Source organism: Streptomyces tendae, assembly GCF_008632955.1.
Lineage (GTDB): Bacteria > Actinomycetota > Actinomycetes > Streptomycetales > Streptomycetaceae > Streptomyces.
This window is the reverse complement of sequence record NZ_CP043959.1, coordinates 1,033,700-1,058,104: the sequence shown is the minus strand read 5'-3', so window position 1 is coordinate 1,058,104 and position 24,405 is coordinate 1,033,700. Positions and strand designations below refer to the sequence as shown.

The 24,405-nt window shown below is 72.2% G+C and carries 17 protein-coding genes and 2 pseudogenes; 7 read left to right on the top strand and 12 right to left on the bottom strand.

From position 1 onward, the window contains the following. Positions 1-176 precede the first annotated feature (176 nt). A complete protein-coding gene (locus tag F3L20_RS05035; RefSeq protein ID WP_150152574.1) occupies positions 177-2,390 on the bottom strand; it encodes an ABC transporter family substrate-binding protein in 2,214 nt (737 codons plus the stop codon). 312 nt (positions 2,391-2,702) lie between these two features. Here F3L20_RS05035 and F3L20_RS05030 point away from each other — a divergent pair, with 312 nt between their 5' ends. Genes F3L20_RS05030 through F3L20_RS05015 form a run of 4 tightly spaced genes read left to right on the top strand, consistent with a single transcriptional unit; the run spans position 2,703 to position 6,641 of the window. Then, entirely contained in the window at positions 2,703-2,996 is a 294-nt protein-coding gene (locus F3L20_RS05030) for a hypothetical protein (RefSeq protein WP_150152572.1), read from the top strand. A gap of 58 nt (positions 2,997-3,054) precedes the next feature. Further along, positions 3,055-3,888: a hypothetical protein gene (locus F3L20_RS05025; protein ID WP_145827182.1), complete on the top strand. Its 834-nt coding sequence runs from the start codon at positions 3,055-3,057 to the stop codon at positions 3,886-3,888. Positions 3,889-3,903: 15 nt separating this feature from the next. Further along, complete coding sequence (locus F3L20_RS05020) at positions 3,904-5,877, top strand: fumarate reductase/succinate dehydrogenase flavoprotein subunit (protein WP_150152570.1); 1,974 nt, start codon at positions 3,904-3,906, stop codon at positions 5,875-5,877. Continuing rightward, a complete protein-coding gene (locus F3L20_RS05015) occupies positions 5,874-6,641 on the top strand; it encodes a succinate dehydrogenase/fumarate reductase iron-sulfur subunit (RefSeq protein ID WP_150152568.1) in 768 nt (255 codons plus the stop codon). The genes F3L20_RS05020 and F3L20_RS05015 overlap by 4 nt, the downstream gene beginning before the upstream one ends. A 4-nt stretch (positions 6,642-6,645) precedes the next feature. Here the strand turns inward: F3L20_RS05015 and F3L20_RS05010 are convergent, their stop codons facing one another. From F3L20_RS05010 to F3L20_RS04975, 8 genes and pseudogenes are all read right to left on the bottom strand, one after another. Further along, entirely contained in the window at positions 6,646-7,764 is a 1,119-nt protein-coding gene (locus tag F3L20_RS05010; protein ID WP_150152566.1) for a glycoside hydrolase family 18 protein, read from the bottom strand. Positions 7,765-7,876: 112 nt separating this feature from the next. Continuing rightward, complete coding sequence (locus tag F3L20_RS05005) at positions 7,877-10,516, bottom strand: SpoIIE family protein phosphatase (RefSeq protein WP_150152564.1); 2,640 nt, start codon at positions 10,514-10,516, stop codon at positions 7,877-7,879. Positions 10,517-10,783: 267 nt separating this feature from the next. Beyond that, positions 10,784-11,248: an ATP-binding protein gene (locus F3L20_RS05000; protein ID WP_206338906.1), complete on the bottom strand. Its 465-nt coding sequence runs from the start codon at positions 11,246-11,248 to the stop codon at positions 10,784-10,786. Positions 11,249-11,374: 126 nt separating this feature from the next. After that, a complete protein-coding gene (locus F3L20_RS04995; protein ID WP_145827177.1) occupies positions 11,375-11,779 on the bottom strand; it encodes an NUDIX hydrolase in 405 nt (134 codons plus the stop codon). Between the two features lie 165 nt (positions 11,780-11,944). Then, positions 11,945-12,133: an SPOR domain-containing protein gene (locus F3L20_RS04990; RefSeq protein WP_145827176.1), complete on the bottom strand. Its 189-nt coding sequence runs from the start codon at positions 12,131-12,133 to the stop codon at positions 11,945-11,947. 831 nt (positions 12,134-12,964) lie between these two features. Next, entirely contained in the window at positions 12,965-13,717 is a 753-nt protein-coding gene (locus F3L20_RS04985) for a GntR family transcriptional regulator (RefSeq protein ID WP_150152562.1), read from the bottom strand. Positions 13,718-13,864: 147 nt separating this feature from the next. Then, the gene (locus F3L20_RS04980; RefSeq protein WP_150152560.1) at positions 13,865-15,028 is read right to left on the bottom strand and encodes a DUF4190 domain-containing protein; all 1,164 of its coding nucleotides are present in this window, start codon (positions 15,026-15,028) and stop codon (positions 13,865-13,867) included. Positions 15,029-15,166: 138 nt separating this feature from the next. Further along, positions 15,167-16,375, bottom strand: a pseudogene (locus tag F3L20_RS04975) (S8 family peptidase); the annotation flags it as partial. Positions 16,376-16,869: 494 nt separating this feature from the next. Here F3L20_RS04975 and F3L20_RS04970 point away from each other — a divergent pair. Further along, positions 16,870-18,282 (top strand): phosphatase PAP2 family protein, encoded by a 1,413-nt coding sequence (locus F3L20_RS04970; protein WP_240810842.1) that lies wholly within the window; start codon positions 16,870-16,872, stop codon positions 18,280-18,282. Between the two features lie 214 nt (positions 18,283-18,496). Next, positions 18,497-18,818 (top strand): annotated as a pseudogene (locus F3L20_RS04965) (M14 family zinc carboxypeptidase); the annotation flags it as partial. 201 nt (positions 18,819-19,019) lie between these two features. Here F3L20_RS04965 and F3L20_RS04960 read toward each other — a convergent pair. Continuing rightward, on the bottom strand, positions 19,020-21,200 hold the full coding sequence (locus F3L20_RS04960; RefSeq protein WP_150152554.1) for a DEAD/DEAH box helicase: 2,181 nt from the start codon (positions 21,198-21,200) through the stop codon (positions 19,020-19,022). 363 nt (positions 21,201-21,563) lie between these two features. Beyond that, the gene (gene ychF, locus F3L20_RS04955) at positions 21,564-22,652 is read right to left on the bottom strand and encodes a redox-regulated ATPase YchF (protein ID WP_150152552.1); all 1,089 of its coding nucleotides are present in this window, start codon (positions 22,650-22,652) and stop codon (positions 21,564-21,566) included. A 258-nt stretch (positions 22,653-22,910) separates the two neighbouring features. Between ychF and F3L20_RS04950 the strand changes: the two genes are divergently transcribed. After that, a complete protein-coding gene (locus tag F3L20_RS04950) occupies positions 22,911-23,537 on the top strand; it encodes a DUF6542 domain-containing protein (protein WP_150152550.1) in 627 nt (208 codons plus the stop codon). Positions 23,538-23,597: 60 nt separating this feature from the next. Here the strand turns inward: F3L20_RS04950 and ppgK are convergent, their stop codons facing one another. Next, a complete protein-coding gene (gene ppgK / locus F3L20_RS04945; RefSeq protein ID WP_150152548.1) occupies positions 23,598-24,344 on the bottom strand; it encodes a polyphosphate--glucose phosphotransferase in 747 nt (248 codons plus the stop codon). Positions 24,345-24,405: the final 61 nt, after the last annotated feature.

Genomic DNA, 24,405 nt, shown 5'->3' with positions numbered 1-24,405 from the left:
GTATCTCCCGGAGTGCTGAGGAAGGCCCTGCACGAGAAGCTCTGGTGGGCGGGCCCTGCCGGGCTGTACACGCCTCGGCCTCACCCCATGGTACGGGCCCTCGGCACCTACGGCTCCCGCGGCCGCCGCGGGCACCCGCCACGACGGCCCTGACCGGCGCATACGGCCGCGCGATCTCAGTCCTCGGCGGACTCCTCGGCGCTCTTCGTGCCCGGGGTGCCGGCCGGTCCCTGCGCCGACTTCTTCAGGAAGCCCATGTCCTCGTAGACCGGGGTGGCGAAGCCGAAGGCACCGGCGTTGGCCAGGTTCTCCCGGGCCGCGACGAGCTCCGGGCGCTGGTAGAGCGGGATGGAGCCGGCGGCCGCCCAGATCCGGGAGTCGGCCTTGCGGATCAGGTCGCGGCGCTCGGCGTCGTCGAGGGTGGCGACGGCCTGGTCGAAGAGCTGGTCGACCTGGTCGGTGCCGACCCGGGTCCAGTTCTGCTCCACGTTCAGCGAGCCGTCGGCGGCCGCGACCGGCTTGGCGTAGACGGGCCGGGCGTCGGTGGCGGGGAAGGCGGTCGCGGGCCAGGAGTACAGGGCCAGGTCGAAGGCGCCGGAGGCGATGTGGTCCTTGAAGTAGCTGTCGTTGTCGACCTTGGAGACGTCGGTGCGGATGCCGATCTTCTTCAGCATCTCCGAGATCCGGTCGGCCACGCCGGCCAGCGTCTCGGAGCCGGGTCCCGACGGCAGCACGAAGCGCAGGACCAGCGCCTTGCCGTCCTTGGCGACGGGCGCGGTGTCCGCGCGGGCCGGGGCGGCGGTGCCCTTGGGCGCGTAGGCGCCGGCGGGGGCGCCGCCCTGTGTGAGCCGGCCGGTTCCGGTGCCCGAGTCGTGCGGGGCCTTGCCGTCGCCGTGGTTCTTCCCGTCGTCCTCGCCGACGATGTACGTGCCGTCGTCGCCGTCGCCGGAGCCTTCCGGGTCGCCGTCCTTGTCGGCCTCGGAGCCCGCCGCCTTCTCGCCCTCGTCCTTCTTCCCGTCCTTCTTCTCCTCCTTCACCGGCCCGCCCGGCACCCAGCCGGCGTCCGCGAGCAGGGCACGGGCCTCCTTGGCGTCCTGCTTGCCGAGGGCGCCGCTGTTGTCGGCGTAGGCGGCCTGGCCGGACAGCGCCAGGTGGCTGCCGACGGGCTCGGAGGGCAGACCGAGCGGCTTCAGGACGGACGCGGCGACGTCCTCGCGGTCCAGGGCGCGGGCCACGGCGCGGCGGACCCGCTCGTCGGAGAGGGGCCCCTCGGCGCCGTTCAGGGCGAGCTGGGTGAAGGCGGGCTCCAGTGACTTGCGCACCTCGAAGCCGCTGAGGGCCTTCTGCTGCCGGGCGTACTTCTCGGCCTTCTTGCGCAGCTTCTGGCGGGCGGAGACCTCCTCGTCGGCGGCGTCCTCGTCGGTGCCGTTGGCGACCGCCCAGGAGCGCAGCGCGTCCGCGGCGGAGCGGTCGGCCTCGGGGCCCATCAGGGGCGTGCTCTCGTTCTGCGGCAGGGCGGCGACGGTGATGCGCCGGGCGGCCTCGGGGCCGATCTCGGCGAGGTCGAGGGTGCCGTCGCTGAGGGCGGAGACGCGCTTGTCGTGCGGCACGGCGCGCAGCACGATCTTCTGCAGCTTGGGCGGGCTCCCCCACCAGCGCGGATTGCGGGCGAGGACGACCTCGTCCTCCTTGCTGTCGACCTTCTCCACCGTGAAGGGCCCGGCGGTGACCTTGATCTTCTTGCGCGCCCCGTCGTTGAAGGAGTCCGGGGTGCCCATGACCTCCTTGGGGTAGAGCGGGGTGAACAGCGACTTCCAGTCGGCGTAGGGGCGGCTGAAGGTGACCTTGACCTCGAGGTCGTTCTTGCCCCGCTCGACCTTCTCGATGCGGTCGTAGCCGGCGTTGCGGGCGGTCCAGTAGGCGGTGTCCTTGCCGGACAGGGCGCGCCACTGGGCGGCGAAGTCGGCGGCAGCGATCTCCCGGCCGTCGCTCCAGACGGCCTGCTGGGCCAGCCGGTAGACGACCACCTGTTTGGGCTCGGTGTCGACGACCTCGGCGGAGGCCAGGTAGTCGGCGTTGCGCACGGCCCGGCCCTGTTCGTCCGTGCGGTACATCGACGGCAGGACGGCCTCGGCGATCCGGGAGGTGGTGCCGTCGGCGTCGGCCTGGAAGGTGTTCAGGGTGTCCGGGACGGTGTCCACGGCCCAGCGCAGGGTGCCGCCGTCGGCGACGTCGGAGCGGTCCGCGCGCGCGACGTCCGCCCCGGCGAGTGGCTTGCCCGCCGGGTCGTCGGAGCCGCATCCGGCCAGCACAGGCACCGTGAGCATGCCGGCGGTGAGGAAGGCGACCGAGCGCAGGACCGCGCGCGGGCCGATGCCGTCGTGGGACATCTCTGGGTACCTCCGGAATGCCGCGGACATGAAGATCACGCTGGTGGTATTTGGCGCTCATCCGATGTATGCGGCCCACTGAAGAGGAAACGGTCCGGCAACCCCCGGCGACACGGCGGCCCCGGACGCCAAGCCCACCCGTGCGGCGCAACGCACCCGGCGCGACGCCGCCGGGCACCGCACGATGCACCCATGCGCCTCGGCCAATCGATGCACATCCCTTCACAGCGCAAGGTGTGACGCGCAACACTCGCAGGCGCATGACCGATGCACCGCCTTGGGCCTGGAAGACCCTGGAAGTGAGGTCACGTCATGTCCGTGCACGAGGAACTGACGACCGTCCAGCGCTGCCTCGACGACCTGATGCGGTCGGTGGGGCGCCTGGAGAAGCAGCTGGGCAGCGGCGGCCTGGAGATGCGTCGCGTCCGCTCCGACACCAACCACCTGCGCGAGAGCCTCGCGCTGCTCCGGGAGACCGCCGTCGCCACCGCGGGCCCGGCCAAGCGGCCCGACCTCGTGACCATCTCCGACACCCCCTACGACCCCTCGCTGTGGGTGGACACCGACGACGAGGGACTCGGGGCCCGCGACCGCCGCGCACCCTGACCCCCGCCCGAGAGCCCCGCCGATCACGGCACCCCCGACGCCTACCGGAGTGGACGACGTGGCCACTGGTACGGAACCCCCTGCGACCGAACCCGATCACCGCGGCGGCGTGAGATCCGGCACCCGCGCCGCGATCTCCGCCCCGCACCTGCGGACCGACCGCTGGTGGCTGGCCCCGGCCGCCACCGCGGCCGGGCTGCTCGCCTTCGTCGTCTACTCGACCTGGCGGGCCTTCGCGAACGCCGACTACTACGCGGCGCCCTACGTCTCGCCGTTCTACTCGCCGTGCCTGGCGGAGAACTGCGTGCCGATGCGCGGCGGGCCGAACTGGGAGCTGTTCGGCGGCTGGTGGGGCATCTCACCGGCGATCATCATCCTGATCTTCCCGCTCGGTTTCCGGCTGACCTGCTACTACTACCGCAAGGCCTACTACCGGGGCTTCTGGGCGTCCCCGCCGGCCTGCGCGGTCGCCGAACCGCACGCGAAGTACACCGGCGAGACCCGCTTCCCGCTGATCCTGCAGAACATCCACCGGTACTTCTTCTACGCGGCGCTGCTGGTCGCCTGCGTGCTCACCTGGGACACCGTGCTCGCCTTCCGCGACGAGCACTACGCATGGGGCCACATGGGCCTCGGCACCCTGGTGTTCCTGCTCAACATCGCCCTGATCTGGGCGTACACCGTCTCCTGCCACTCCTGCCGGCACATCGTCGGCGGCAAGCTGAAGCACTTTTCGAAGCATCCGGTGCGCTACCGGATGTGGCAGTGGGTGGGCCGGCTCAACGCCCGGCACATGCAGCTCGCCTGGGCCTCGCTGCTGAGCGTGGCGCTCGCCGACTTCTACGTCTATCTCGTCGCGTCCGGTGTCTTCGACGATCCGCGCTTCTTCTAGCTGGGGGCCTTACCTATGTCCGTGGTCGACCGACAGGAGTGGGACGTCGTCGTGGTCGGGGCCGGCGGCGCGGGCCTGCGCGCCGCGATCGAGGCGCGCGAGCGGGGCGCCCGTACGGCCGTGATCTGCAAGTCGCTGTTCGGCAAGGCGCACACCGTGATGGCGGAGGGCGGCATCGCGGCGGCGATGGGCAACGTCAACTCCGGGGACAACTGGCAGGTGCACTTCCGCGACACCCTGCGCGGCGGCAAGTTCCTCAACCAGTGGCGGATGGCCGAGCTGCACGCCCAGGAGGCGCCCCAGCGCGTCTGGGAGCTGGAGACCTGGGGGGCGCTGTTCGACCGGACCGAGGACGGCCGGATCTCCCAGCGCAACTTCGGCGGCCACGAGTATCCGCGCCTGGCGCACGTGGGCGACCGCACCGGCCTGGAGCTGATCCGCACCCTCCAGCAGAAGATCGTCGCGCTCCAGCAGGAGGACTTCCGGGAGACCGGTGATTACGAGTCCCGGCTGAAGGTCTTCCAGGAGTGCACGGTCACCCGGGTGCTGAAGGACGGGGAGCGAAGCGGGATGGGGGTCCCCCCGGCCGAAGGCGGGGGGAAGGTGAGCGGGGTCTTCGGTTACGAGCGGGAGTCGGGCCGCTTCTTCGTCCTGGAGGCACCGGCCGTGGTGATCGCGACCGGCGGCATCGGCAAGTCCTTCAAGGTCACGTCGAACTCCTGGGAGTACACCGGCGACGGACACGCGCTGGCGCTCCTCGCGGGGGCGCCGCTGCTGAACATGGAGTTCGTGCAGTTCCACCCCACGGGCATGGTCTGGCCGCCGTCGGTGAAGGGCATCCTGGTCACCGAGTCGGTGCGCGGCGACGGCGGGGTGCTGCGCAACTCCGAGGGCAAGCGGTTCATGTTCGACTACGTCCCGGACGTCTTCAAGGAGAAGTACGCGCAGTCCGAGGAGGAGGCGGACCGCTGGTACGACGACCCGGACCACAACCGCCGTCCGCCCGAACTGCTCCCCCGCGACGAGGTCGCCCGCGCCATCAACGCCGAGGTCAAGGCGGGTCGCGGCTCCCCGCACGGCGGAGTCTTCCTGGACGTCTCCACGCGCATGCCGGCCGAGGTCATCAAGCGCCGGCTGCCGTCGATGTACCACCAGTTCAAGGAGCTGGCGGACGTCGACATCACCGCCGAGCCGATGGAGGTCGGCCCGACCTGCCACTACGTGATGGGCGGCATCGCCGTCGACTCCGACTCGGCGGCGGCGCGCGGTGTGCCGGGGCTGTTCGCCGCCGGTGAGGTCGCGGGCGGGATGCACGGCTCCAACCGGCTCGGCGGCAACTCGCTGTCCGACCTGCTGGTCTTCGGCCGTCGGGCCGGCTGGCACGCGGCCGAGTACGCGAGCGCAGCGGGCTCCGCACGCCCCCGGGTGGACGACGCGGAGGTCGACACGGCCGCCGCGGAGGCGCTGCGCCCGTTCTCCGCGGAGGGCGAGGAACCGGCCGGGGGACCGCCGGAGAACCCCTACACCGTGCACCAGGAACTGCAGCAGACGATGAACGACCTGGTCGGCATCATCCGCCGCGAGCACGAGATGGAGCAGGCCCTGGAGAAACTCGCCGAGCTGCGGACACGGGCCCGTCGCGCGGGCGTGGAGGGCCACCGGCAGTTCAACCCCGGCTGGCACCTCGCGCTGGACCTGCGGAACATGCTGCTGGTCAGCGAGTGCGTGGCCCGGGCGGCACTGGAGCGCACCGAGTCGCGCGGCGGCCACACCCGAGAGGACCACGCCGGTATGGACCGCGCCTGGCGCAACGTCAACCTGCTGTGTTCGCTCGCCGACCCCTCGGGCGGACTCGCCGCCACGGACGCGGTGCCCGGCCGGATCACCCTGACCCGTGAGACCACCGAACCCATCCGCCCCGACCTGCTCGCCCTGTTCGAGAAGGACGAGCTGGTCAAGTACCTGGCCGAAGAGGAGCTCTACGAGTGAGCAGCTACGAGGCCCGCTTCAAGGTGTGGCGGGGGGACGTCGACGGAGGCGGCCTGGAGGACTTCGCGGTCGAGGTGAACGACGGCGAGGTGGTCCTCGACATCATCCACCGCCTCCAGGCCACCCAGGCCCCCGACCTCGCCGTGCGCTGGAACTGCAAGGCCGGCAAGTGCGGTTCGTGCTCGGCGGAGATCAACGGCCGCCCCCGGCTGCTGTGCATGACCCGTATGTCGGTGTTCGGCCGGGACGAGACGATCACCGTGACCCCGCTGCGGGCGTTCCCGGTGATCCGGGACCTGGTGACGGACGTCGGGTTCAACTACGCCAAGGCGCGCGAGGTCCCGGCGTTCGTGCCGCCGGCCGGGGTCGTGCCGGGCGAGTACCGGATGATGCAGGAGGACGTGGACCGCTCGCAGGAGTTCCGCAAGTGCATCGAGTGCTTCCTGTGCCAGGACACCTGCCATGTCGTCCGCGACCACGAGGAGAACAAGCCGGCGTTCGCCGGGCCGCGCTTCCTGATGCGGGTCGCGGAGCTGGACATGCACCCGCTGGACGCGGCCGAGGACACCGGCCTGGACCGCAGGCGCGCGGCCCAGGAGGACCACGGCCTCGGCTACTGCAACATCACCAAGTGCTGCACGGAGGTCTGCCCCGAGGGCATCAAGATCACCGACAACGCCCTGATCCCGCTGAAGGAACGGGCGGTGGACCGCAAGTACGACCCGCTGGTGTGGCTGGGGAACAAGATCCGCCGCCGGTCCTGAAGGGTCAGCGGACCCAGCCGTCCCGGTACTCGTCCCAGTTGGTCTCCGTCGCCGCGAAGTCGATGTACGGCGCGAGGCCGAAGAGCTCCCGGTCGGGGTCGGTCCGGGACAGTCCCAGCCGGGCTCCGCGCACGGCGGCGGCGACCGTCTCGGCGTGACCCCAGTGGCTGGGGTTGCTCTCGTAGTAGAAGGGCAGCCCCATCAGCAGGTGGGTGGTGGGCGGGGTGACCTCCAGCGCGAGCGACGTCTGCTGGGCCACGTACCCGCCGTAGGTGCTCTCGAAGGGGCGCGCGGTGTCGTACGACATCACGGCGATCTGGTCGACGCGCCGGGCCACCTGCCCGAAGAACTTCTGCGACCACCACTTGGGGTGGTCGGCGACGAAGCCGGCGACCGTGTGGAGGTGCGGCAGCGGGTCGATCTGGTGGGCGGCCACGGACAGCTGCGCGTCCCGGGCGCGGGTGACGGCGCGCAGGTCGTCCAGCAGGGAGAGGTAGTCCTGGTCGTCGGAGTGGAGGGGCTCCAGGTCGAGGTGGACGCCCTCGTAGCCGGTGTCGAGGACCTGCCCGGCGCTGCGCACCACCTCCTCGCGGGTGGCGCCGTCGCTCAGCTCCAGGCCGTCGGGGCCGCCGTTGGCGAGGACGTCCCCGAGGAACGCCTGGACGCGGACGCCCGGCAGTTCCCGGTGGACCGCGTCGATGAACCAACGGGCGCGCGGGTGGACCGACGCCGGCAGTGTGCCGTCGTGCTCCAGGGGACCGGTGTGGACGTAGAGGTCCCGGATGCCGGTGTCCTTCAGCCGGCCGGCGAGGGCCGTGACGTCGGCGTCCTTCTTGCGCCCGTCGACCCAGGCGTGCCCGAGCCACATGGCGTCCCGGTTCCGGGTGTGGGTGCCGTCCGCCGGGTCGCCCATGTAGTTGACGCGCAGCGTGGCCTCGATGGCGAGGAGCGGCACGACGATCACGAGCGCGAGCACGAGGGCGGTGCGTCTGGCCCGGCGCACCCAGGGTCTGCGGCGCTTCTTCGCGGGCTCGGGCGCATGCTCGGGCTCGGGCGTGGCCTGCGGGTCGTCCCTGCGCTCGCCCGCACCGGCCGTCCCGTCCCGCGACTCCGTGTGGTCCATGCCGCCGTTCCCCTCGTCGTCGGATGTTGCGGGTGAGGACGAGGGGAACGGGTGTCCTGGTTGCGGTCCCGGCACCATGATCACGAAGGGTCACGGCACGGTCGACGGGGCGTCAGAACAGGCTGAGCAGCGCCTCCGCCGGATCGGTGAGGACGGTGTCGGTGCCGGGCAGCGGCAGCTCGAACCACACGGTCTTGCCCCGGGGCGTACGGCGTGAGCCCCAGGCGGCGCTGAGCAGTCCGACGAGCTGGAGGCCGCGGCCACCCTCGTCGGTGTCACGGGCCCGCCGTCTGCGGGGCTGGACCAGGCCGGAGTCCCAGACCTCGCAGACCAGCGTGCGGTCGAGCAGCAGACGGAGTCTTATCTCTCCCTCTCCGTACCGCAGGGCGTTGGTGACCAGCTCACTGACCAGCAACTCGGTGGTGTCGACCAGGGGCTCCATGTCCCAGGCCAGCAGCTGGGCGCGAGCGTACTCGCGGGCCCGGCCCACGCTGCGCGGCTCACGCGGCAGGGTCCAGTCGCCCACGGAGTCGGCGGGCAGGCCCTGTACCCGTGCCATCAGCAGGGCGATGTCGTCCTCGCCGTGATGGGTGTCCAGGGTGTTCAGGACGTGGTCGCAGACGTCCTCCAGCGGGGCGGAGGGGTCCGTGAGGGCGCCCACGAAGGCCTGCAGGCCCTCGTCGAGGGGATGATCCCGGCTTTCGACCAGTCCGTCCGTGTAGAGCGCGAGCAGCGCGCCTTCGGGCAGTTCGACCTCCACCTCCTCGAAGGGCTCCCCGCCGACGCCGAGCGGCATGCCGGGCGGCACGTCCAGCATCAGCGCGGTCTCGCCGGGCTCCACCAGGACGGGCGGCAGATGGCCCGCGTTGGCGAAGGTGCAGCGCCGGGTGACGGAGTCGTACACGGCGTAGACGCAGGTGGCCAGGTAGACCTCGGAGAGGTCCGCCTCGCGCGGGCGGCGGGCGGCGCGGGTGGCCTGCTGGACACCTCCGGCGAACGCCTGGGAGGGGCCGCCGGGTGCGCCGAGGCCCCGGGCGATCTCGTCCAACTGGGACAGCACCTCGGCAGGTTCGAGGTCAAGCTGGGCCAGGGTGCGTACGGCGGTGCGCAGTTCGCCCATGGCGACGGCCGCGCGCAGGCCGCGGCCCATGACGTCGCCGACGACCAGGGCGGTGCGGTGGCCGGGCAGTTCGATGACGTCGAACCAGTCGCCGCCGACCTCGCTGGGCCGGCCGGTCGCCGCGTTGCCGGGGAGGTAGCGGCAGGCGATGTCCAGGCCGGACGCCTCCGGGTCGCCGGGCGGGAGCAGGGACCGCTGCAGTATCAGGGCGCGTTCGTGCTCGCGCCGGTACAGCCGGGCGTTGTCGATGCAGACGGCGGCCCGCGCGGCCAGTTCCACGGCGAGGTCGCGGTCCCGGTCCCCGAACGGCTCGCTGCCCTTGGTGCGGGCGAACTGGGCGAGGCCCACCACGGTGTCGTGGGCGACCATCGGCACCGCGAGCGTGGACTGCACCAGGCCGCCCTCCTCGCCGGGCACGGCCTGCGGGCGGGCGGTGCGCAGAGCGTCCGCGCAGGCCGAGTTGAAGGGGTAGTGGTGGACGGCACCCAGCTTCACCGGTTCCCCGGTGCCGCTGAAGGGTCCGTCGGAGACGGCGCTGGCGAAGGCGACCCGGCGCACCTCGGCGCTGCCGTCGGCGAGCCCCGGCGGGGTCTCGTCACCGGCCAGCAGGCCCTGGTACAGGTCGACGGTGGCCAGGTCGCAGAAGCCGGGCACCACCACGTCGAGGAGTTCGCGGGCGGTGGTCTCCAGGTCGAGGGAGTTGCCGATGCGCGCGCCCGCCTCGTTGAGAAGGGCGAGATTGCGCCGCGCGGCGGCGGCCTCCCGGGCGGCGGCGCGCCGGGCGGTGATGTCCGTGCCGAGCCAGGAGATGCCGATCGGACGGCCGCTTCCGCTGTGCACGCGGTAGAGGTTGACGGACCAGTGGCGGCGCTCGTCGGACCCCGGGACGAACCCGGTGACGTGCATGTCCGTGATCGACTCGCCGGTCTGCAGCACCCGGCGCAGGGTCGCCGCGACCCGCTCGGCCTCCCCGCGCGGCAGGTAGTCGTGGACCCCCTTGCCGCGGTGGTCGTCCGGGGTGCCGCCGAAGAGGGACGCGAAACGCTGGTTGGCCCGGCGGACCCGCAGGTCGGGGTCGATCAGCAGGAAACCGAAGGGAGATTGGCCGAATATGGCCTGCGAGGCGGCCAGATCCGTCTCGATACGGCGCAGGGTGCGGACGTCGACGACGATGCAGACGGCGGCCTTCTCGCCCGCCTCGGTCCGCGTCGGCATGACGTAGACCTCGGCGATGCCCTCCCGCTCGCGCTCGTCCCCGGCCAGGTCGGCGGGCAGCCGGAACGGCACCACACCCGTCCACTCCCGGCCGTCGAGGATCTCGGCCATCTTGCGCTGGCCGCGCTCCCTGCGGACGGGCTCGAGGAACGCCTCGATCGGGTCCATGCCGACGGCGCGCTCCGCGGGGATGCCGAAGATCTGCTCGGCGCGCAGGCTCCACTGGTCCACCAGCCCGTCGGGGCCGATGGAGAAGGAGGCGACCTTGATGTAGTCGTACATGGAGCCGGGCGGGGCGGTCTGCCACATCGCGTCACCGGACGGGGCATCGCCGGATACGAGGCCGTCGGCGGCCTCGTCCCTCAAGCCTCCCGTCGAGTCCTCGGACTCCGTGGCCTTCGCTGGTATCTCGCTCACGCGAACCGTCCCCTCCAGCTCACCGCGTCCGGTACCGGTCACCGGGGGCGGCTGCCCGCAGTATCCAGCACTACGGCGCCGCACAACACGGTGTTCACGATCACAGCACGGTCCCGATGCTTTTCGGTCCGCGCCGTGAGAACACTCCCAGTCTTCTAACCAGCGGACACGTCGTCGAATCCCCCAGTTCGACAACCGTCACGGACCGGAACCGGTCACGCGGTGCGACGGGGGCGCGCATCCCCCCGCGAACGACCGTGCGAGACCTCACCGTGGGACCGCGAGTTCGAACCACACCGTCTTCCCGCGCGGTCCCGCCCGGTGACCCCAGCGGCACGCGGAGACGGCCAGGAGCTGCAGTCCTCGCCCGCCCTCGTCGTCGGGGCGGGCCGCACGTTCGCGCGGGGGGTCGGGGAGCGGGTCGGACACCTCGACGAGGAGCACTCCCGGGCGCACGGAGGGCCTGGTCAGGCAGACGCCGACGGGGCCGGTGGCGTGCCGCAGGGCGTTGGTGACCAGTTCGCTGACCAGCAGCGCGGCCAGGTCCGAGACGGTGTCGAGCTGCCACACGCCGAGCTGGTCCCGCACGGCGCAGCGGGCCGTGTGCACGGCGCCGAGGTCCGTGGTGAAGGTCCACGTGACCCGGTCGCCGTCGGTGTGGGTGTCGGTGTCGGTCACACGGATCACCTCCTCGCCGCGCGGGCCAGGCAGTCCGACCGTGTCCGGTTCCATGTGGTCAATAGGCACGTACCCGTTATTTACGGGAGATACCGCGCACAACGGCGCGGGACCGGCGACACCGGCGCATCGCGGGCGCCCACGGGCCGTCATCTTCACGTCCGCGCGCGGTGATCGCGCTCACCCGCCCAGCGCACCGCCGGCCCGGAGGTCGTCGAACAGCAGCTGGTCGACCGGGGGCACCTGGGCCCGGTCCTCGTACGAGAACCAGGCGATCTCGTCGATCTCACTGCTCGCGGCCAACGTCCCCGCGTAGTCAGCGGTGTAGCAGCTCATCCGCACGACCGTGCCGTCCGGGGCGCCGGGCACCTCGGCCTCGTACGTGCCCACGTGCACCGCGGTGGCCGGGTCGAGGAGCACGGTCAACTCCTCCTTGATCTCGCGCAGCAGCGTCTCCACGTCGGTCTCGGCGCCTTCCCGCTTGCCGCCCGGGATGTAGAAGACGTCCTTGCCCCGTGGTCGTGCGCAGAGGATCCTGCCGTTCTCGATACGCACCCACGCCACCGTGTCGATCAGGGTCGACATCACTCCGCCTTCGTCGTCCGGCTCACGTGAGGACCCTAACGGCAGCGCGGACGCGACCTTTTTTGAGGCGACGTGCGCGACCCTGAACCGCGTCACCGTGCGCGGCGGCCCGGCGGCGGGCGCCCGGCCCGCTCCGCGGCCTCCGGGCCGGCGTTCCGGCGCGGGTCAGTGGGCGGAGGCGCCGTTCTGTCCGATGCGCTCGACCCAGTAGAGCTGTTTGTGCCCGCGGCCGTCGAGGCTGTCCGCGATCTTCTCCGCCTCGGCACGGGTGGCGTACCGGCCCACCCGGTAGCGGTTGCCGTTGTCGTCCTGACGCACGACGAGCCAGGGAAGAGTCACCGTGCCGTCGCTCATCGCTCCCCTCCACTTGCCTTCCGCGGCCAGTGCCGCGCCCCGCCCGGTAAGGAAACCGCAGTCCGCATATGCCCGAGCCTACGCCTTACCTTCACTGAGCGAATACGGGTTTTCACAAGGAGGCACGCAACCGGCCAGCACGGAGGGGGCGCACGGCGGCGGATGCGCCGTGCGTGGGGACCGACGTGTCCGGTCAGCGGCGTATGTGCGGCCTTGCCCGGTCCCAGGGGCGACCTGCGAGAACGGCCAGATTGCTTCGACCGGCAAGCGGTTGCGGCGTGCACGGTGGGCCGGAGCGGAGGGAGGACATGGGGCGCGGAGGGGAGCGCGAGGGGGTGATGGGGCGGATGGGGAGGTGCGGAAGAGGCCCCAGCCGGGGATGACAGGCCCTCAGGAACCCGGTCTCACGGCGCGCCGACGTGAGCCGCCGGCAGGGGCACCGCTTCTCGCCGGGCAGACCCGCCGCGAGAGCCCGTCGACCGCAGGCGCCGGATCCCAACACCACAGGCCCTTCGCGGACCCGCCACCAGGGCACGGACTCTCACCCCGCAACCCCCTCGCGGGCCCGCCGGCCAGGGCACGGACTCTCACCCGCAGGCCCTGCGCGGACCCGCCGGTCAGAGCACGGACTCTCACCCGTAAACCCTGCGCGGACCCGCCGGTCAGAGCACGGACTCTCATCCCGGAAGCCCCTCACGAGCCCGCCGGCCAGGGCACGGGGTCGTCACCCGCAGGCCCGTCGCGAGCCCGGGCCGCCGGGGCTCGGATTCCCGCCCCGCAGTCCCGTCGCCCGTCCGCCGGCCGGGGCGGGTGACTCCCGCTCCCGACCGCCTACTTCACCGGCAGGTGGTACGCGGCGCGGTAGCGGTCCGCGGGGATGACGACGTCGGCCGTCTCGACCGGGCGGCCCGAGGCGAAGTAGGTGCGCTGGATGACCAGGACGACATGGCCCGGGACGCCGCCGAGCAGTACCAGCTCCTCCGCGAGGCCGGGGCGGGCGCCGACCTCCTCCGTCACGTTGTCCACGATCACGTCGATGGCGCGCATGCGCTCGACGACGCCCATGCCGCCCAGCGGGCCCTCCTCGGGCAGCATCACGGGCGTCCGGCCGGTGAGCGCCAGCGGCTCCCAGGAGGTGGAGAGCATCATCGGCTCACCGGCCTCCCGGAAGAGGTACGTGGTGCGCATCACGCGGTCCCCGGGGTCGATGCCGAGCCGCTGGGCGATATCCACGCAGGCGTCCGTCTGCTCGCTGCTGGACTCCCAGGTGCCCCGCACGCCGATGTCGGCCTGCTCCTGACGGAAGGGCGTCGCCCCCCGCTCCGGGCGGAACCCGGAGCGGGCCACCCGCCGGGGCTCGGGCCGCTCACGCACATACGTCCCCGAGCCCGAGCGGCCCTCGACGAGCCCCTCGGCCATCAGCACCTTGCGCGCCTCCAGCGCCACCGTGTCCGAGACGCCGTACTCCTCGCGGATGCGGGCCTGGGAGGGGAGCCGGGTGTGGGGCGGCAGCAGACCCTCGACGATCTTCTGGCGGAGATCACCCGCGACGCGCAGGTACGCCGGCTGCTCACCGAATGTCACTGGCCGCTCCCATCAGCTTGTACAGACAGCAACAGAGTGGCAACCCTGGGTTGTCCGAAGCAAGCGCAGGCCAGAGAATCACTCGATGTGATGACTTCTGCCGCGTGAGGGCTTTACGCAGGCACTTTCTCCCCGCTATGGGCGCGCTCACACCTGCATGTCGCCGGCTTCCGGCTCACGCTCGGCGTCCTCGTCGTACGCGGGCGGCGAGGAGGCCAGGCCCAAAGCATCGCGGGTGGTGACGGACTGGGCGGGGTCGGTCAGCTCCCAGGCCTCCTCCTCACGCAGCCAGTAGCGGTCCGGGTCGGTGGCGTCCGCCGCCTTCCCCCAGGCGACGCGCGCCTTCCCGAGGTCCGCGATCAGGTCGTCCACCGGCTCCTGCGCCGCGGCCGGCCACGCGTGCGCGCGCAACTGCCGGATCTGCTCGGCGAGGGCCTCCTCGACCTGCCCGGCCCACTCCCGGTCGTCGCTCACGTCGTCGTCCGGGTAGTCGGACTCGGGCACCTCGTCCAGCGCGACGTTGAGCACCTCCGCCGCCTCCAGATAGGCCAGTTGGTGGGCGTCGAGCGTGGTCTCGTCGCGGCGCAGCGAGCCGGTGAAGCGGATCCCGTCCTCGCGGCCCAGCACACAGGCGATGGAGCGGTCACCGAAGGCCCAGCTCTGCCGCGACGGGGCGAAGTAGTAGACGCCGACCTCGCCCGGCAGGGCCCAGCTGTCCCTGACGTAGGCGTCCTGCAGCTCATAGCACCGGTCCTCCCCCATGTCGACGAGGCGGTCGTCCCCCGGGAAGTCGCCTTCGGGGACGGTGACGAGGGCGAAGACCTCGCCGTCGTGCCGCTCGGCGCAGGGCACCCGGTCGACCTCCGTGGTCCACCCCTCCAGTCCGCCGGGCGAGGTGAAGCAGTCGCCCTTGCGCAGGGAGAGGACGCTGTTGCCGCTCGTCCCGTCCCGGAAACCCTCCCAGGCGTCCATCGCGACGCCGCTGGCGAGCGAGACCGCCCACAGCACGAGCCCGAGCGACGACATCACGATCCCGGTGACCGCCATCCCCAGCCCGCGCTCACCCCGCCGTTTGATCTGCCGCAGCGCGATCAGACCCAGCACCAGCCCGAAGGCGGGCAGGAAGCACAGCAGACCGAGCACCAGGGCCGCGATGGCGACGCCGTTGACGGCGGCGGGCGGCCGGGGCCCGTACGGACCGTAGAGGCCGTACGGCGCGGGACCGGGCCGGCCCTGGTGGGGGAACTGCGGCGGCTGGGCGCCGCCTTCGTAGTGCGGCCCGGGGGGCGGAGGTATCGACACGAGGCGCATCGTAAGCGGACGAGGACGCGCCCCGCCCCCGGGATGCCTCCCCGAGGACAGCCCGCCCCCAGGGGACGTCCCCTGGGGGCGGGGTGCCCGGTCCCGCCGGACCGGGCGGTGCCGGCGGGGCCGGTGCCGGTCCGCTCAGCCCACGTACAGCAGGCGGTTGGGCGAACCGCTGCCCGGGCTGCCGACCACACCGGTGGTGGCGGCGGAGGTCAGCGCGGACGAGACCTGGGCGGGGCCGGCCGACGGGTTCCCGGCCAGGTACAGGGCCGCGGCACCGGCGACGTGCGGGCTCGCCATGGAGGTGCCGGAGATGGTGTTGGTGGCCGAGTCGCTGGTGCGCCAGGCGGAGGTGATGGAGGAGCCGGGCGCGAACAGGTCCACCACCGAGCCGTAGTTGGAGTAGCTGGCGCGGGCGTCGGTGGAGGTGGTGGCGCCGACCGTGATCGCCTCGGTCACCCGGGCCGGGGACTTGGTGGAGGCGTTGGTGGACTCGTTGCCGGCCGCGACGACGAAGGTGACACCGGCCGAGACGGCGTTGCGGACGGCCGCGTCGAGCGTGCTGTCCGCGCCGCCACCGAGCGACATGTTGGCGACGGCCGGCTTGACCGCGTTGCGCGCCACCCAGTCGATGCCGGCGACGACCTGGGCGGTGGTGCCGGAGCCGGAGTTGTTCAGCACCCGGACGCCGACGATGTTCGCCTTCTTGGCGACACCGTAGGAGGTCCCCGCGACGGTGCCGGCGACGTGCGTGCCGTGGCCGTTGCCGTCCTGGGCGACGTTGTCGCGGTCGACCGCGTCGTAGCCGTTGGACGCGCGGCCGCCGAAGTCGCTGTGGCTGATCCGGACGCCCGTGTCGATGATGTACGCCGTCACGCCCTGCCCGGCCGAGTCGGGGTACGTGTAGGCCCGGTTGACCGGGCGGTTGCGCTGGTCGATGCGGTCCAGGCCCCAGGAAGGCGGGTTGGACTGGGTCGCGGTGATCGTGAAGGTGCGGTTCTGCACCACCGAGGCGACGGCCGGGTCGGCGGCGAGACGTTTCGCCTCGGCCTCGGACGCCTCGATCTCGTAGCCGTTGAGCGCCTTGCTGTAGGTGCGCTCGATGTCGGCCCCGTACTTCTCCGCCAGGGCCCGGCCCTTGGTGGTGGTCGAGCGGGCCTCGTCGGCCTTCAGGGTCACGATGTAGCTGTCGGCGACGGCGTTCGCGGCGCCCGCGTACTGGATGCGGCCTTCGGGAGCGGCCGCTGCCGCCCCCGCGGGGAGTGCGGAGACCAGGCCCGCGACGAGTGCCACGGAGGCCGCGGCACCGAGGGTGGCCAGTCTTCGCCGGGGGTGACGCATCACTGCCATGTGAGGGTTCCTCCTCAGTCGGTGGTGCGCGTTCTGTGTGGGGGGTGGTGCGGTGACGCACGTGCCCGGACGCGACAGAGCACCCGCGAATGTCGGGAGCATGACAAGGGGTGGCCGCCACGTCCGTGTGCGTCAGCCGAAAGATTGAGGGTTCTACAGGAATTGCACAAGGGCGCCTCGGCGACGTACGGACTTCGCCGTTCCGATCCGGACACCGGACACCGGGGGCGGACGTCGGGCGGCGGGCGGCGGGCGGCGGGCACAGATGCGGCACAGGCAGCCCATGGACTCCGCCCACACCCCCGTTAACATGTTCGAACTCACCACGGATGTCCTCATTCACCGGCTGACCACCGGACGACCCTGCCCCTCAGCGCGATGTGCCACGTGCGCACAAAACGAAGACATAGGCCGAACAGTTGATAACCGAACCGACTCGAACACCGCCGCGGGACGACCGCGGGACGCAGCCCGCCGCGTGGCGCCGGCCCCGCGTGGTCCTGTGGACCGCGGCGGGTGCGGTGACGCTCGGCTTCCTCGTCGCACTGGAGATCGTGGCGCGCGGCTACGGCTTCTCCGGACCGATCACCGAGCAGTCCCGGGAGGTGATCTTCAAGCCCGAGTCGGGTCCGCTGCTGTACGGCGGGCTGGCGCTGACCATGGTGGTGCTCACCTGGCGGCAGCGGCTGATCGCGCTGGGCGTCGCCGCCGGTGTGGACGTCGTCTTCTTCCTGGTGCGGTGGGCGGCCGGCGCCGACCTGAACTTCGGCAACGGCGCGCTGTGGGTGGTCCTGGGCTGCGCGGTCCTCGGCCTCACCCGGCGCACCGGGCGCGAGCGCGTGCTGCTGCTGAAGGGCACCGGCCTCGGGCTGCTGCTGGTGGCCGGCCACAAGACCGGTGACACCTGGCTGCTGATCACCTCGGAGACCCGGCCGACCGTGCTCGACGCCTACGTGGCGGCCGCGGACCACGCCCTGGGCGACCCCTCCTGGATGATGGGCCGCCTGCTGGAGGCCACCGCGCCGGTCAGCACGGGCGTCCTGCACGTGGTCTACGGCCAGCTCCCGCTGGCCGCCGCCCTCGTCGGCCTCTACCAGCTGCGCCGGGTGGCCGTGGACCGCCGCTTCCCCGCCCACCACCTGGTGCGCACGTTCCTCGTGATCGGCCTGCTCGGTCCCGCGATCTACATGATCTTCCCGGTGGTCGGCCCGATCTTCGCCTACGGTGCGGACGGCGGCGCCTACGCGGTGGCGAACCTCTGGCCGGACACCCTGCCCCCGGTCACCGGCCCGCAGCCCATCCCGTTCGACGACATCACCCCGCGCAACTGCATGCCCAGCCTGCACACCGCCTGGGCCGTCACGCTCTTCGTCCACACCCGCCAGGGGTCACGGGCGATGCGGTACGCGGGCACGTTCTGGCTGGTCGGCACGCTCTCCGCGACGCTGGGCTTCGGTTACCACTACGGCGCCGACCTGCTCGCCGGCGTGGTGTTCGCGCTGACCATCGAGACGGCGGTGCGGTGCTCCGCACACGGCTGGAACCGGTCCGCCGTCCGGCTGGTCCTCCTCGGCTCCGCGGTCTTCGCCGCGCTGCTGTCGGCGTACCGCTGGATGCCGGTGGAACTGGCCGCCCGTCCGTGGCTGTACGGTCCGCTCCTCGTCCTGGCGACGGCCGCCGTGATCTACGCCTACGTCCGTACGGCGCGGGGGCAGGACACGGAGGTGTCCCCCCCGGGACCTCGGTCGGCGCGGACGGAGGCGGTGGAGCCGGCGGCGGCTGCCGAGTCGGTCGAGCCGAAGCAGTCCGCGGAATCGGCGACGACGATCGGGCTCCAGAAGACGGCCGAGTCACCGGAGTCCCCGGAGTCGCCCGGGTCCCCGGACGCACGGCCGGAACTCGTCTGACGCCCCGGGGCACGCCACAGCCCAACTACCAGGCCCACGCCCCATTGACAATGACGGACCGGCCGACGAACGCTGGCCGTCGCACTTCTGGACCTCGTGAGACAACGGTCGGGGGAGGAACGGCATGGCGAACAAGATCGGGATCCGCCCGCCGGACAAGAAGGAGACGACCGGCGAGAGCGGTGGCCACGGCGGCTCCTGACGGGTGCTCAGGATGGACCGCTACCTGACGGTCGCGGACGTCTCCGCGTCGGCGCGGCGGCTGATCGCCCGGTACCCGGGCGCCGGCCGCCTGCGCCGCGTGGGCACGTCCCGCGCCGGCCGCCCCCTGGAGATGCTCTCCGCCGGTCACGGGCCGCACCACGTCCTGGTGGTCGCCCGGCCGCACCCCGACGAGCCGGTCGGCGCCGCGACGGCGCTCGCGCTGACCGAGCGGGTGGTGCGCGGCGACGGACGTACCGCGGCGACCGACCTCACACGCGTCACCTGGGACATCGTGCTGTGCCTGGACCCGGACGGGGCCGCGCTGAGCGGCAGCCGGTGCCCCAGCTCGTCCCACGCCTCGCCGTCGTCCCCCCGCTCGACCCGCCAAAGCAACTCGGGAACACGATCGACATCCCCGAAACAGTCGTACATCCCGGCCCGGTCCACGGCCCGAGTATGCAGGCGCCCGGCCGGCCGCGCCCAGCCGGTCCTCCGGGCCGAGAGGCCCTTCAACCGGACACCGAAGTGGCCCCTTAACCGGGTGTCGTGGGGCTCCCGTTCGTCAGGCCGAGGCGGGTCTGTTCCTCCTCGACGATGCGGCGGGCCAGCTCGGTGTCCGACACGTCGACCGCGTCCGGGGTCGCTTCGGCCACGGCGCTGCGGCGGGCGTAGGCATCGAACAGGCGGGTCTTCTTCTCCAGCATCGTCACCATGCGCTCGTCCACTCCCCCGGTGGCAAGCAGGCGGTGCACGCGTACCGGCCTGACCTGGCCCATGCGGTGGGCCCGGGCGACCGCCTGGTGCTCGATGGTCGGCTTGATCTGCGGTTCGCAGATGACGACGACGGAGGCAGCCTGCATGTTGAGGCCCACGCCGGCCGCCTGCACCTGCGCCAGAAGCACCGCCGGCCCCTGCACACCGGCGAAGTCGTCGACGATCCGCTGTCGCCGCGCTGCCGTGACGCCTCCGGTGAGTGGGCCGAACACCGCGGCGTCGGCGGCGGAGTCCGCGGCGAGCGCTGCCTCCACCACGGCCAGCACGTCCTTGAAGTAGGAGAAGACCACCGTCTTCTGCCCGTTCTCGCCGGCCTCCTGGACGATCTCGCGGAGGCGGGCCAGCTTGGCCGACCTCTCGGGGCGTGCGTACGCGGCCCTGCGCATCGCCATGAAGTTTCCGGCGCGCACGGCTTCGCGGTACGCCTCCTCGTCCGCCGCGCTCAGCTCCTCCCACTCGTCGGTCCGCTGAAGACTGGGGAGTTCGGTCAGCACGTCCTCCTGGTTGCGCCTCAGGTAGACCGGGGCGACGGTCCTGCGGAAGGCGACCGATCCCACCAAGGCGCCTCGCTCGCCCAAGGAGTCCGCGACCTTCGCGTCGAGCATCCGGACCAGGTTGCGGAACTCCGCGGCCCGGTTCTCCATCGGGGTCCCGGTCATGAAGAGGCCGCGCTCACAGCGCTCGGTCCACAGCGCGACCGTCTCGGACCGCTTGGCCCTCGGGTTCTTCACGGAGTGCGCTTCGTCGACGACGAGCAGGCCGACCTCCCCGCCCCCGGGCAGCGGGAAGCCGCGCAGTGCGTCGAACGTCGTCACCCCCACCCCGCCCCGCCCTTTCCAGTCCGCGAACGCGTCGTGCCGGTCGGGACCGTGGAGCACCGTGACGCGCAGGGCGCTGCGGGCCTCGATCTCCCGGGTCCAGTTCACGAGAACGCTCGCCGGACAGACGACCATGAAGTGGCTCTGCCCTTCGGCGGCCAGGTGTGCCAGCACGGCGATCGCCTGGATGGTCTTCCCGAGGCCCATCTCGTCGCCGAGTATCACCTTGCGCTGGGCGAGGGCGAAGCGCGCGCCGAACGCCTGGTAGCCACGCAGGGAGACCCGGCGGTGCGTGTCGTCGAGGTGCTGGGTCCGTACCCGCTCGGCGATCTCCTCCGGCAGGAAGCCCTCGGCCGCGGCCGTGTCGGGCGGCCGGCCGGCGATCTCGGCGAGCAGGCTGTAGTACTCGGCGGAACGGAGTTCGAAGTCCACCCAGGCCGCGACGTCGGACGGGGATCCGCGCAGCAGGTCCACCGACGTCTGGGCGAGCAGCTCGGGCAGGCCCGCCTGCTCGGCCTCCTCCACCAGCGAGCGGATCTCGTCTACCGCCGCGAGGGCGCGCGCCCTCTTCTCCTGGCCGGCCAGCAGCATCCTGATACGTCCGGCGGCGGGCCGCGCCTCGGCCAGCAGCGGGCCGAGGCGCTCCGACAGGGCCGCGGCCCGGTCCACCGCGCGCCGGGCCTCCGGTCCCGCCTCCACCATGACGTGCAGGGCCATGACCAGTGCGGTGGTGCCCGTCTCCGGCCGGTCCACGTCCAGGTGGACGGCCACCGTCTCGTGCACGGCCTCGGAGAGCCGGCGAGCCGCGGCGAGCATCTGGTCGACCGTGCGCTGCCCCACCCCGGGAATCTGGCGCAGCCGGTAGGGACCCGCTTCGAGGACAGCGCCCACCGTGCGCAGGCCGCCGCCCTCCACGTTCCCCAGGCGCAGGCGTCCTTCGGTGACGTCCTGCAGCCGGGCGACGGGAATGGTGTCGAGCTCCCGCTTGACCGCCGCGTCGTGGATCGGCCGCAGCGCCGCCCTCACCGCGCCGACGGCCTTGCCGTGGTCGGCGGCCACGGCCCGCGCCGCTTCGTGCAGCCGCGTTCCCCTTGTGACGGTGTCCCGCTCGTCCCGCCCCACCCGAGCCCCTTTCACACTCCGCGCATCCTCCCACCACCCACGCCGATGTGATGGGTCGCCCCCAGGTCTCGGTACGCGGTCCGACGGACCGGCGGGCGGCCGACGCCGAGCGGGCGATTCCGCGTGGTACGCGGCAAGCCCGGCGGACGCCGCGTGGGCGGGGCCCTCGTCCTGGACTGCGAAGGCCTCTCCGCGCGCGTACGCCGGGACGCCGAGCCGCCGAGCCGCCGAGCTGACGAAACCGCCGCGCGCCGACCAGCGGAAACCCGGTACCGGGAATGCCGACGGGGCCGGACCGAAACCGGGCCGACCCCGCTGACCTGCACACGTGCCGGCTCGACCGAGACCGAGCCATGGCCGTGACTACACGTTGAAGCGGAACTCCACCACGTCGCCGTCCTGCATGACGTAGTCCTTGCCCTCCATGCGGGCCTTGCCCTTGGAGCGGGCCTCGGCGACGGAGCCGGTCTCGACCAGGTCGTCGAAGGAGATGACCTCCGCCTTGATGAAGCCCTTCTGGAAGTCGGTGTGGATGACACCGGCGGCCTCGGGGGCGGTGGCGCCCTTCTTGATGGTCCAGGCGCGGGACTCCTTGGGACCGGCCGTGAGGTACGTCTGCAGGCCCAGGGTGCGGAAGCCGACGTGGGCGAGCGTGGCGAGGCCGGGCTCCTCCTGGCCGACGGACTGGAGGAGTTCGAGGGCCTCGTCCTCGTCCAGCTCGGCGAGGTCCGCCTCCAGCTTGGCGTTGAGGAAGATCGCCTCGGCCGGGGCGACCAGCGCACGCTGCTCGTCCTTGAAGTCGTCGTCCGTCAGCTCGTCCTCGTCGACGTTGAAGACGTAGAGGAACGGCTTGGTGGTGAGCAGGTGCAGGTCGTGCAGCAGCTCCGCGCGCTCCGTGCCCTGGACGATGCCCTGGGAGAACAGCGTGTCGCCCTTCTCCAGGATCTCCTTGGCCTCCTCGACCGCCTTGACCTTCGGCGCGATGTCCTTCTTGATGCGCGACTCCTTCTGGAGGCGCGGCAGGACCTTCTCGATGGTCTGCAGGTCGGCGAGGATCAGCTCGGTGTTGATCGTCTCGATGTCGTCCTTCGGCGAGACCTTGCCGTCGACGTGCACGACGTTCTCGTCCTTGAAGGCGCGGATGACCTGGCAGATCGCGTCCGACTCGCGGATGTTGGCGAGGAACTTGTTGCCCAGGCCCTCACCCTCCGACGCGCCGCGCACGATGCCGGCGATGTCGACGAAGTCCACGGTGGCCGGGAGGATCCGCTGCGAGCCGAAGATCTCCGCCAGCCTGGTCAGCCGGGGGTCGGGGACGCCGACGACGCCGACGTTGGGCTCGATCGTGGCGAACGGGTAGTTGGCCGCCAGCACGTCGTTCTTGGTCAGGGCGTTGAACAGGGTCGACTTGCCGACATTCGGCAGACCGACGATTCCGATCGTGAGCGACACGTTGCGACTTCCCGTACGTGAGGATGGGGGCGAGGACCGGCCGGCTGGGCAGCGTGGACCGATCCACCAGTCTACGGCGTACCCGCGGGCGCCCGGCCGCTGTGTCGAACGCCCGCCCGATGCATGGCCGACGTCCGGCCGGCGCACGACGGGCACCCGGCCGGCGGCCGCCCGGCGTCCCGCCCACGCCTCGCCGACGTCCGGTTCTCGGCGTGTCTGACGGACAGCTCGGCACATAAAACGACCTAAGTTGGTCCAGTGGAGCAACACAGGACGCGACCCGCCCAGCACGGACCGCGACGCGACCCGGCGCCGGGCCCACCGCCACCGCCTCGTTCGTCACGGTCACCCAGGCCACCGCTGCCCCCGCAGGCGGGCCGGGCGGCGGGCGGCGGGGTGGCCAGGTCCCCGCGCTCCCAGCGGCCCTCCCGGCCGCCCGGGCGCCGGCCCGCTCCCCCGCCCGACGCCCGGCGCCTGCCGGGACCGCGCCTCACCGGACTCGGCAGCGGGCTGTTCTGCGGGGCCGTGATGCTGGCGCTCGGCTTGCTGACGGAGGCGCTGTTCGGCGCCTCGCAGACGGTCTACGGGGTGCTCTTCCTGCCCGTGTGCGTGCTGACCGCGCTGTGGGTGCGCGACGGGGACCTGCTGATCGCGCCCGTGGTGCTGCCGATCGCCTTCGCCGTGGGGATGGTGCCCGTCGCCGACGAGGGCGGCGGGAGCACCCTCGACCGGCTGATGGGCATGGTGACGGGCCTCGCCACCCAGGCGGGCTGGCTCTACGGCGGCACGCTGGCCGCCGGTGCGCTGGTGCTCGTCCGCCGGGTGCGGCGGGTGCGGGTGATCAACCGTCGGGCGAAGCAGAACCGGCCACGCGCCACGGCCTGACCCCGCACGGCACCCCGGTGCCGCCGGCACCGCGCGCACCGGCCGGCGGCACCGCCCCGCCTACACCCCCGTGGCCGCCCGCATCGCCGCCCCCACGATCCCCGCGTTGTTCTGCAGGTGGGCCGGGACGATCTCCGCCCTGATGCCCTCGATCTTGGGAAGGAACTTGTCGGCCTTGCGGCTGACGCCGCCGCCGATGACGAACAGCTCGGGCGAGAACAGCATCTCCACGTGGGCGAGGTACTTCTGCACCCGGTGCGCCCACTCGTCCCACGACAGGCCGTGGTCCTCCTTGGCCTTGGTGGCGGCCCGCTTCTCCGCGTCGTGGCCCTTCAGCTCCAGGTGGCCCAGCTCGGTGTTGGGGACGAGGACGCCGTCCACGAACAGGGCGCTGCCGATGCCGGTGCCGAAGGTCAGCACGATCACCGTGCCCTTGTGGTGCCGTCCGGCGCCGAAGTGCATCTCGGCGACGCCCGCCGCGTCCGCGTCGTTGACCACCGTCACCGGCAGGCCGCCCAGGCGGTCGCCGAGCAGCACGCGCGCGTCGGTGCCGATCCAGCCCTTGTCGACGTTGGCCGCCGTACGGATCGTGGCGCCGTCGGTGACGACACCGGGGAAGGTGATGCCGACCGGGCCGGTCCAGCCGAAGTGGTCGACGACCTCCTTCACGCCGTCGGCCACCGCGTCGGGCGTCGCCGGGTGCGGGGTGAGGACCTTGCAGCGCTCCTGCGCCAGGTCCCCCTTGTCCAGGTCGACCGGGGCACCCTTGATCCCGGAACCGCCGATGTCCACACCGAAGATCTGCATGGATCCACGTTACGACGTACGACGGACGGTCACGGAGTCGAACGCCGTGACCGCCGCCGCC